This is a genomic window from Aeromonas sp. HMWF015 (assembly GCF_963878965.1).
Lineage (GTDB): Bacteria > Pseudomonadota > Gammaproteobacteria > Enterobacterales > Aeromonadaceae > Aeromonas > Aeromonas veronii.
In genome coordinates this window covers 1-8,932 of sequence record NZ_CAWNZT010000042.1, presented here as the reverse complement: position 1 = coordinate 8,932, position 8,932 = coordinate 1, and the positions used below count along the sequence as shown (strand labels likewise).

Annotated in this window: 11 protein-coding genes; all 11 read right to left on the bottom strand. The window is 55.5% G+C overall.

Features of this window, described 5'->3' with window-relative positions:
* Positions 1-1,361 (bottom strand): F0F1 ATP synthase subunit beta (atpD, locus tag AACS18_RS02120; protein WP_108613589.1); only part of this gene is annotated, 1,361 nt, incomplete at its 3' end.
* 33 nt (positions 1,362-1,394) lie between these two features.
* The gene (gene atpG, locus AACS18_RS02115) at positions 1,395-2,261 is read right to left on the bottom strand and encodes a F0F1 ATP synthase subunit gamma (RefSeq protein ID WP_005339343.1); all 867 of its coding nucleotides are present in this window, start codon (positions 2,259-2,261) and stop codon (positions 1,395-1,397) included.
* Between the two features lie 43 nt (positions 2,262-2,304).
* Entirely contained in the window at positions 2,305-3,846 is a 1,542-nt protein-coding gene (gene atpA, locus AACS18_RS02110; protein ID WP_005339342.1) for a F0F1 ATP synthase subunit alpha, read from the bottom strand.
* Positions 3,847-3,861: 15 nt separating this feature from the next.
* Positions 3,862-4,395 carry a F0F1 ATP synthase subunit delta gene (atpH, locus tag AACS18_RS02105; protein WP_005339341.1) on the bottom strand — a complete coding sequence of 178 codons (534 nt, stop codon included), beginning with the start codon at positions 4,393-4,395 and terminating at the stop codon, positions 3,862-3,864.
* 13 nt (positions 4,396-4,408) lie between these two features.
* Complete coding sequence (gene atpF, locus AACS18_RS02100; RefSeq protein WP_005339336.1) at positions 4,409-4,879, bottom strand: F0F1 ATP synthase subunit B; 471 nt, start codon at positions 4,877-4,879, stop codon at positions 4,409-4,411.
* Between the two features lie 54 nt (positions 4,880-4,933).
* The gene (atpE, locus tag AACS18_RS02095; protein ID WP_005307205.1) at positions 4,934-5,176 is read right to left on the bottom strand and encodes a F0F1 ATP synthase subunit C; all 243 of its coding nucleotides are present in this window, start codon (positions 5,174-5,176) and stop codon (positions 4,934-4,936) included.
* A gap of 58 nt (positions 5,177-5,234) precedes the next feature.
* Positions 5,235-6,017 (bottom strand): F0F1 ATP synthase subunit A, encoded by a 783-nt coding sequence (atpB, locus tag AACS18_RS02090; RefSeq protein ID WP_005342348.1) that lies wholly within the window; start codon positions 6,015-6,017, stop codon positions 5,235-5,237.
* Between the two features lie 8 nt (positions 6,018-6,025).
* Positions 6,026-6,436: an ATP synthase subunit I gene (locus AACS18_RS02085; RefSeq protein ID WP_181363384.1), complete on the bottom strand. Its 411-nt coding sequence runs from the start codon at positions 6,434-6,436 to the stop codon at positions 6,026-6,028.
* Positions 6,437-6,626: 190 nt separating this feature from the next.
* Positions 6,627-7,535 carry a ParB/RepB/Spo0J family partition protein gene (locus AACS18_RS02080; RefSeq protein WP_108613588.1) on the bottom strand — a complete coding sequence of 303 codons (909 nt, stop codon included), beginning with the start codon at positions 7,533-7,535 and terminating at the stop codon, positions 6,627-6,629.
* Entirely contained in the window at positions 7,532-8,335 is an 804-nt protein-coding gene (locus AACS18_RS02075; RefSeq protein ID WP_005342341.1) for a ParA family protein, read from the bottom strand. Before AACS18_RS02075 ends, AACS18_RS02080 begins: the two co-directional genes overlap by 4 nt.
* Before the next feature lie 26 nt (positions 8,336-8,361).
* A partial coding sequence (gene rsmG / locus AACS18_RS02070) for a 16S rRNA (guanine(527)-N(7))-methyltransferase RsmG (RefSeq protein ID WP_108613587.1) occupies positions 8,362-8,932 on the bottom strand: 571 nt, incomplete at its 5' end.

Below are 8,932 nucleotides of genomic sequence, written 5' to 3'. Positions count from 1 at the left end.
TCGTCGATACCGCCAACCATGTAGAACGCCTGCTCGGGCAGATCGTCATACTCGCCTTTCAGGATGCCCTGGAAACCACGGATGGTCTCTTTCAGCGGCACGTATTTACCCGGAGAACCGGTAAACACTTCTGCTACGAAGAACGGCTGGGACAGGAAACGCTCGATCTTACGGGCACGGGCTACGGTCAGTTTGTCTTCTTCTGACAGTTCATCCATACCCAGGATGGCGATGATGTCCTTCAGCTCTTTGTAGCGCTGCAGTACGGTCTGAACGCCACGAGCGGTCTCGTAGTGCTCTTTGCCAACCACCAGCGGATCCAGCTGACGAGAGGTAGAGTCCAGCGGGTCAACGGCCGGGTAGATACCCAGTGCCGCGATTTGACGGGACAGTACGACGGTCGCATCCAGGTGGGCGAAGGTGGTCGCCGGAGACGGGTCAGTCAAGTCATCCGCAGGAACGTAAACGGCCTGTACGGAGGTGATGGAACCGGTCTTGGTGGAGGTGATACGTTCTTGCAGAACACCCATCTCCTCGGCCAGGGTCGGCTGGTAACCTACTGCAGAAGGCATACGGCCCAGCAGTGCGGATACTTCAGTACCGGCCAGGGTGTAACGGTAGATGTTGTCCACGAAGAACAGCACATCTCGACCTTCGTCACGGAACTTCTCGGCCATGGTCAGGCCGGTCAGCGCAACGCGCAGACGGTTTCCGGGCGGCTCGTTCATCTGACCGTAAACCAGAGATACTTTGTCCAGTACGTTGGACTCCATCATCTCGTGGTAGAAGTCGTTACCCTCACGGGTACGCTCACCAACACCGGCGAACACAGAGTAACCACTGTGCTCGATCGCGATGTTACGGATCAGCTCCATCATGTTTACGGTTTTGCCTACACCGGCACCACCGAACAGACCAACCTTACCACCCTTGGCGAACGGGCATACCAGGTCGATAACCTTGATGCCAGTCTCCAGCAGATCGTTACTGTTGGACTGATCTTCGTAGCTGGGAGCAGCGCGGTGGATAGACCAGCACTCTTCTTCACCGATCGGACCTTTTTCGTCGATTGGCTCGCCCAGTACGTTCATGATCCGACCCAGAGTCGCAGTACCGACCGGAACCTGGATGGATTTACCGCTATTCACTACTTCCAACCCACGACGCAGACCGTCGGAGGAGCCCATGGTGATGCAACGAACGACGCCGCCACCGATCTGTTGCTGAACTTCCAGCACCAGACCCTGGCCTTGACCTTCGCTAACGACCTTCAGTGCATCGTACACCTGGGGCACGGCATTCTGCGGGAACTCGATGTCCACCACAGCGCCGATGATTTGGACGATGAAACCGTTACTCATGTCAAATCCTCTAAACCTTTGATAACCCTTGCCTTACACCGCAGCAGCACCGGATACGATCTCTGTCAGCTCCTGGGTAATACTGGCCTGACGGGCCTTGTTGTATACCAGTTGCAGATCGTTAATCAGGTTACCGGCGTTGTCAGTCGCGGCTTGCATGGCAACCATTCGGGCTGCCTGTTCACTTGCCAAGTTTTCCACTACACCCTGGTAAACCTGAGATTCGACATAGCGAACCAGCAGGGTATCCAGCAGCTTCTTGGGATCCGGCTCATAGAGGTAATCCCAGTGGTGTTTCTTGGCGAGCTTGCTGTCTTCAGTTACGGGCAAAGGCAGCAGTTGATCGACCCGTGGTTGCTGCACCATGGTGTTGACGAACTTGTTGTACACCAGATACAGCTTGTCAATCTCACCGTTGTCGTAAGCCTTCAGCATGACCTTGACTGAACCAATCAGGTCATTGACGCTCGGACTATCGCCCAGTCCTGCGACATGAGCTTTAACCTTGGCGCCGTGCCGTTCAAAGAAGTTGGAGGCCTTGTTACCGATCAATGCCAGGTCAACCTTGGCACCTTTCGCGCTCCATTGCTTCATATCATTGAGGGCAGCCTTGAACAGGTTGATGTTCAAACCGCCACACAGGCCACGGTCGGTGGAGACGACGATGTAACCCACTCGCTTGACCTCACGTTCGATGAGGTAGGGGTGCTTGTATTCCAAGTTCCCCTGAGCGATATGGCCGATCACCTTGCGCATGGTTTCAGCGTACGGACGGCTGGCAGACATGCGTTCCTGCGCACGGCGCATTTTGCTTGCTGCCACCATTTCCATAGCGCCGGTGATCTTCTGAGTGTTTTTCACACTCCCGATCTTGTTACGTATCTCTTTTGCGCCGGCCATCTCTTACTCTCCATCAAGTGGCAGCTCACGCTGCCACACACGCTTACCAGGTCTGGGTTGCTTTGAAGCTATCCAGCAACGCAGTCAGCTTGCCAACGATCGCGTCGTTGTAGTCGGCTTTGGCATTGATTTCAGCCATCAGCTCGGCATGCTGGGTATTGGCGTAAGAGAGCAGAGCGGCTTCGAAGTCGACGATTTTGTTCAGCTCGACATCGGAGAGATAGCCTTTCTCGGCGGCGAACAGCACCAGAGACTGGTGAGCCACGCTCAGCGGAGAGTACTGCTTCTGCTTCATCAGCTCGGTCACTTTCACACCGTGATCCAGCTGCTTGCGAGTCGCCTCGTCCAGATCGGAAGAGAACTGGGCGAATGCCGCCAGTTCGCGATACTGGGCCAGCGCGGTACGGATACCACCGGACAGCTTCTTGACGATCTTGGTCTGAGCAGCGCCACCTACACGGGATACAGAGATACCCGGGTCAACCGCCGGACGAATACCGGAGTTGAACAGCTGTGAAGTCAGGAAGATCTGACCATCGGTGATGGAGATCACGTTGGTCGGAACGAACGCAGATACGTCACCCGCCTGGGTTTCGATGATTGGCAGTGCGGTCAAAGAACCGGTTTTGCCTTTCACTTCACCCTTGGTGAACTTCTCTACGTACTCGGCGTTAACGCGAGCAGCACGCTCCAGCAGACGGGAGTGCAGATAGAAAACGTCACCCGGGTAGGCTTCACGTCCTGGCGGACGGCGCAGCAGCAGGGAGATCTGGCGATAAGCTACGGCCTGCTTGGACAGGTCATCATAGATGATCAGCGCGTCTTCACCGCGGTCACGGAAGTACTCACCCATGGAGCAACCGGCATACGGAGCCAGGTACTGCAGAGCAGCCGCTTCGGAGGCAGAGGCAACCACCACGATGGTGTTGGCCAGGGCGCCGTGCTCTTCCAGCTTGCGCACCACGTTGGCGATGGTGGAGGCCTTCTGGCCAATCGCAACGTAAACACATTTAATGCCGGAATCTTTCTGGTTGATGATGGTGTCGATCGCGATGGCGGTCTTACCAACCTGACGGTCACCGATGATCAGCTCACGCTGGCCACGACCGATAGGGATCATGGCATCGATGGCTTTCAGACCGGTCTGGACCGGCTGGTCAACAGACTTACGCTCGATAACGCCCGGTGCGATCACTTCGATCGGCGAGAAGCCGTCGTTGTCGATCGGACCTTTACCGTCGATCGGCTGACCCAGGGTGTTCAACACCCGGCCCAACAGACCACGACCTACCGGCACTTCCAGAATACGGCCAGTACCTTTTACTTTCATTCCTTCTGACAGACCGTCATAGGAACCCATAATCACCGCACCGACGGAGTCACGCTCCAGGTTCAATGCCAGAGCGTAGCGGTTGCCCGGCAGCTCGATCATCTCACCTTGCATGGCATCAGCCAGGCCGTGAATACGAATGATACCGTCGCTCACAGAGACGATAGTACCTTCGTTACGCGCTTCGCTCTTTACATCAAACTGCGCAATGCGCTGCTTGATCAGCTCGGCGATTTCAGTGGAATTCAGTTGCATGCTCTAATACCCCAATCAAGATTGCAGCGCGTCAGCCATGCGATCCAGCTTACCGCGGACTGTGCCGTCGATTACCAGATCACCGGCCTTGATGAGCACCCCGGCCATCAAGGACGCATCGATGCTGCAATTCAGCTTCACTTTGCGCGCGAGACGTTGTTCCAGAGAAGCCTGAATATTGGCTTTCTGCTGGTCGGTCAGTTCGATCGCCGAAATCACGTCAGCCTGAACCTCTTTATCCAGTTCAGCTTTGAACGCTACAAATTCAGCAACGACCGCCGGCAGCACACCCAAGCGACCATTCTCGGCCATCACCCGGATCAGGTTCTGGCCATGCACGTCGAGTTGCTCACCGCAGACACCGACAAACAGCGTTGCCAGCTCTTCGGCGGCCACAGAGCCGTTTACCAGGTTGTGCATGGTCTCGTTTTCCACTACTTGCGCAGCGAAACCGAGCATACCCAGCCACTGGTCAACCGCCTTGTGCTCAACGGCAAACTCGAAAGCAGCCTTGGCGTAGGGGCGAGCGATTGTAGTCAGTTCAGACATAGCCCCGTTCCCGTTACAGTTCTGCTACCAGTTTGTCGACGATGTCGCTGTTGGCAGCCTGGTCGATTTGACGCGCCAGGATCTTCTCTGCACCAGCAATGGCAAGAGCAGCAACCTGCTTACGCAGTTCTTCTTTGGCACGATGACGTTCAGCTTCGATCTCGGCACGGCCCTGAGCCAGGATTTTTTCCCGCTCAGACTGGGCACCAGCGGCAGCTTCATCAATGATCTGGGCTTTACGTTTGTTAGCCTGCTCAATGATTTCAGCAGCCTGCAGCTTGGCTTCTTTCAGCTGATCGGTGGCGTTGGCCTTGGCCAAATCCAGATCTTTCTTGGCACGTTCGGCAGAAGAGAGACCGTCAGCAATAGCTTTCTGACGGGCTTCGATGGCTGCAATCAGCGGCGGCCATACGTACTTCATGCAAAACACTACGAAGAAGAAAAAAGCAATTGCTTGGCCGAGGAGGGTGGCATTGATATTCACAGCCGATGTCCTCTTAAGTTAGTTAATGGGTTATGCCTGGAGAGTCGTAACGACTTAGCCAGCAACCGCAAACATCACGTACAGACCCAGACCAACGGCGATCATCGGGATCGCATCCACCAGACCCATTACGATGAAGAACTGGGTACGCAGAACAGGGATCAGATCCGGTTGACGAGCAGCACCTTCCAGGAACTTGCCACCCAGGATACCGATACCGATGGAAGCGCCGATAGCAGCCAGACCCATCATCATTGCAGCAGCGATGTACAGCAGGTCCATGTTCAAGTTTTCCATGAGGATCTCCAGTTATTTAGATGTAATTGATTGTATAAAAAGGATTATTTGAGTTGCATCAACCATGGTCTTCCTGCGCCATCGACAGATATACGATGGTCAGAACCATGAAAATGAATGCCTGCAAAGTGATGATCAGGATGTGGAAAATTGCCCAAGGCACGGACAGGATCCACTGTGACCACCAGGGTAACAAACCCGCAATCAGGATAAAGATCAGTTCGCCAGCATACATGTTGCCGAACAGTCGAAGACCCAGAGAAACAGGTTTGGAAATCAGCGTAACAGTTTCCAGGATGAGGTTAACCGGGATGGCCGCCGGGTGGTTGAAAGGCTGAAGCGTCAGCTCCTTCACAAACCCGCCGATCCCCTTGACCTTGATGCTGTAATACAGGATCAAGAAGAACACGCCCAAAGCCATGGACATGGTGATGTTAACGTCAGCAGAGGGAACCACACGCAGATAGGGAATACCCATCAATTGTGCAGCGTGAGGGATAAAGTCAACGGGGATCAGATCCATCAGGTTCATCAGGAAGATCCACACAAACACCGTCAGTCCCAAAGGTGCGATGACCTTGTTGCGACCGTGAAAGATGTCTTTGACGTTACCATTCACAAACTCGACCAGCATCTCCACAAAGCACTGCAGCTTACCCGGCACACCGCTGGTAGCGTTAACGGCTACTTTGCGGAACAGCAGGATAAACAGGGCGCCTAGCACGACGGAAAATACCATTGAGTCGATATTGACCGTCCAGAACCCGGACCCGACTTGAAGGTGGGTCAGGTGGTGGGAGATATATCCCTGAGGAGTCAGGACTTCTCCGGTTGCAGACATGAGTTTTCCTAATAGTGGTTGTTAAGCGTGAATGAAACCATCCACTGTACAACGAGGGCGAGGATATAAGTGGCGAAAAACGAGACGGTAACGACCTCGACTCCCGCACCAAACATCAGGGCGAATAGACCTGTTGTAGAAATGAGCTTAATCCCTACCCCACCATAAAAGTCCCGCAAAACCAGGCCCACACTCTCGGTTGTCACCTTGCGGCGCAGCACCCAGACAGTAAACAAGGCTTGAGGAACCCAGTACATCCCCCCTCCGTAGAGGGCGGAATAACCGGCGCTGGCACCAGTCAGGTAAAACCAGACGGCACTCATCGCCAGGATCAGGATGAGCTGACAAACGAGCATAACCAAGGCCAGTGTCAAACCTTCCAAGGCTATTTTCTGCTTCACCAACCTACCCCTGAACATTACAGAACTGTAAAAAATCGGGATCCGAAGACCCCATGTTAACAGCTCTTAAAGCCGGTCAAATTATACCCTTGAGGGCAGCTATTGCAATATGACAAAAATCCTTAATTTTTGCGGCTTTCCGCGGCAAATCAGGGTTATGGTCATATCAAAAGGAATGGATGTTTTATTACTACAAAAAGCGTAAAAATCACGATTCCGACACGCCAAAACAGCCCAATATACGGTCCAAATCGGACAAATTCTCGTAACTTATTACTAACTTCCCGCTATCCCGCTTGCCAGGCTGAAGTTGCACCTGATTGCCAATTTTTTCTGCCAGTTGGCGCTCCAGGTAGCCGATCTGCGGATCACGGGCCGGTTCGACCCTGGCTTTTGCCGGTTCGAGCGCTTTTTGCACCAGCTTCTCGGTATCGCGTACGGTCAGCCCTTTCTGGGCAACCAGCTTGGCCATTTCAGACTGGGCCTGGCCGCTCAGGGCCAGCAGGGCACGGGCATGGCCCATATCGAGGTCGCCGTGCTCGACGAAACGCTTCACATCGTCGTTGAGCTGGTTGAGACGCAACAGGTTGGTCACCGTGGTGCGGGACTTGCCCACCGCCTCGGCCACCTGCTGGTGGGTGAGCTCGAATTCGGTCAGCAGTCTTTGTAAAGCGACCGCCTCTTCGATGGCATTGAGGTCTTCCCGCTGAATATTCTCTATCAGCGCGATGGCGACGGCAGCCTCGTCGGGTACATCCTTGACGATACAGGGCACCACCTCAAGCCGCGCCAGCTGGGACGCGCGCCAGCGCCGCTCACCGGCAATGATTTCGAAGGATTGTTCGCCGAGAGGGCGTACCACGATGGGCTGGATCACCCCCTGGGCGCGGATGGAGTTGGCCAGCTCTTCCAGTGCATCCTGGGACATGTCTTTGCGGGGCTGGTACTTGCCGGACTGCAACCACTCCACCGGCAGCTTGCGCAGCTCGCCCTGATTGGTGGGGGCCATGGCCTCTTCAGTACGTTGATCGCTCATCACCTGTTTCTGGCGGGCAGCCGTGCTGGTACTGAGCAGGGCATCCAGCCCCTTGCCCAGTCCACGTTTTTTCGGAGTCATATGCTCTCTCGGTCTGCGATGGTCGCCTGACGTTCCTGCTCCTGGCGGCGCAGGATCTCGCCAGCCAGAGCCAGGTAGGCCTTGGCGCCCACCGATGATTTGTCATAGTGCATGGCCGGGGCACCGAAACTCGGGGCCTCAGCCAGTCTAACGTTGCGGGGAATGATGGTGCGGTAGACTTTGTCGCCAAAGTGCTGTTTTAGCTGATCGGACACATCATTGGCTAGCCGGTTGCGGTGATCGAACATGGTGCGCAGCACCCCTTCGATCTTGAGATCCGGATTGACCACGGCGGCCAGCTTGCTGATGGTGTCGACCAGGGCGGTGAGCCCCTCCAGCGCGTAATATTCGCACTGCATGGGCACCAGCACGGAGTCGGCGGCGGCCATGGCGTTCACGGTCAGCATGTTGAGAGAGGGCGGGCAGTCGATGAAGACGTAGTCGTATTTGTCCCGCACCGAGGCCAGCGCATTGCGCAGGCGGATTTCGCGGGCGAAAAATTCCATCAGACGGATTTCGGCCGCGGTCACGTCGGCGTTGGCGGCGATCAGGTGATAGCCCCCGGTGGTTTCGGGGATGATCACTTCGCTGATGGGGGCATCCTCGATCAGCAGCTCATAGGCGGTGCGCTCGACGTCATACTTGTCGACACCGCTGCCCATGGTGGCATTGCCCTGCGGATCCAGATCGATCACCAGCACCTTGCGCCGGGTGGCAGCCATGGAGGCGGCCAGATTAACACAGGTGGTGGTTTTACCCACTCCACCCTTCTGGTTGGCTATGGCGATGACTTTTCCCACACGATCCCCTAAATGAAACTGCGACCCTATTCGGGCTGGATATGTTTGAATTCCAGCAGATGACGTTCGCCTTCCAGCTCCGGCACCCGCAACTCATGACAGGCTACCAGACGGATATTGGCAGGCAACTGGGCCAGCTCCTGCTCGGGATATTGTCCCTTGAGCGCCAGGAAGCAGCCCTGTTCTGACGGCAGGTGGTGACACCAGCTCAGCATGTCCTCCAGCGAGGCAAATGCCCGACTCAGTACACCATCAAATCCCACCTCGGGTTGATACTCTTCAACCCGGGATTTGACCGGCGTCACATTGGTCAGACCCAGCTCCTGGATCACCTGGCGGATGAAGTTGATCCGTTTACCCAGACTGTCCAGCAGAACGAACTGCTTGTCCGGGTTGATGATGGCCAGCGGCAGTCCAGGCAGGCCGGGACCTGTCCCCACGTCGATGAAGCGCTCACCATGCAAGTGGGGGCTTACCACCAGGCTATCGAGGATATGCTTGACCAGCATGGCGTCCGGATCTCGCACCGAGGTGAGATTGTAAGCCTTGTTCCACTTGTGCAGCAACTCGACCAACTGCACCAGTTGGCTCTTTTGG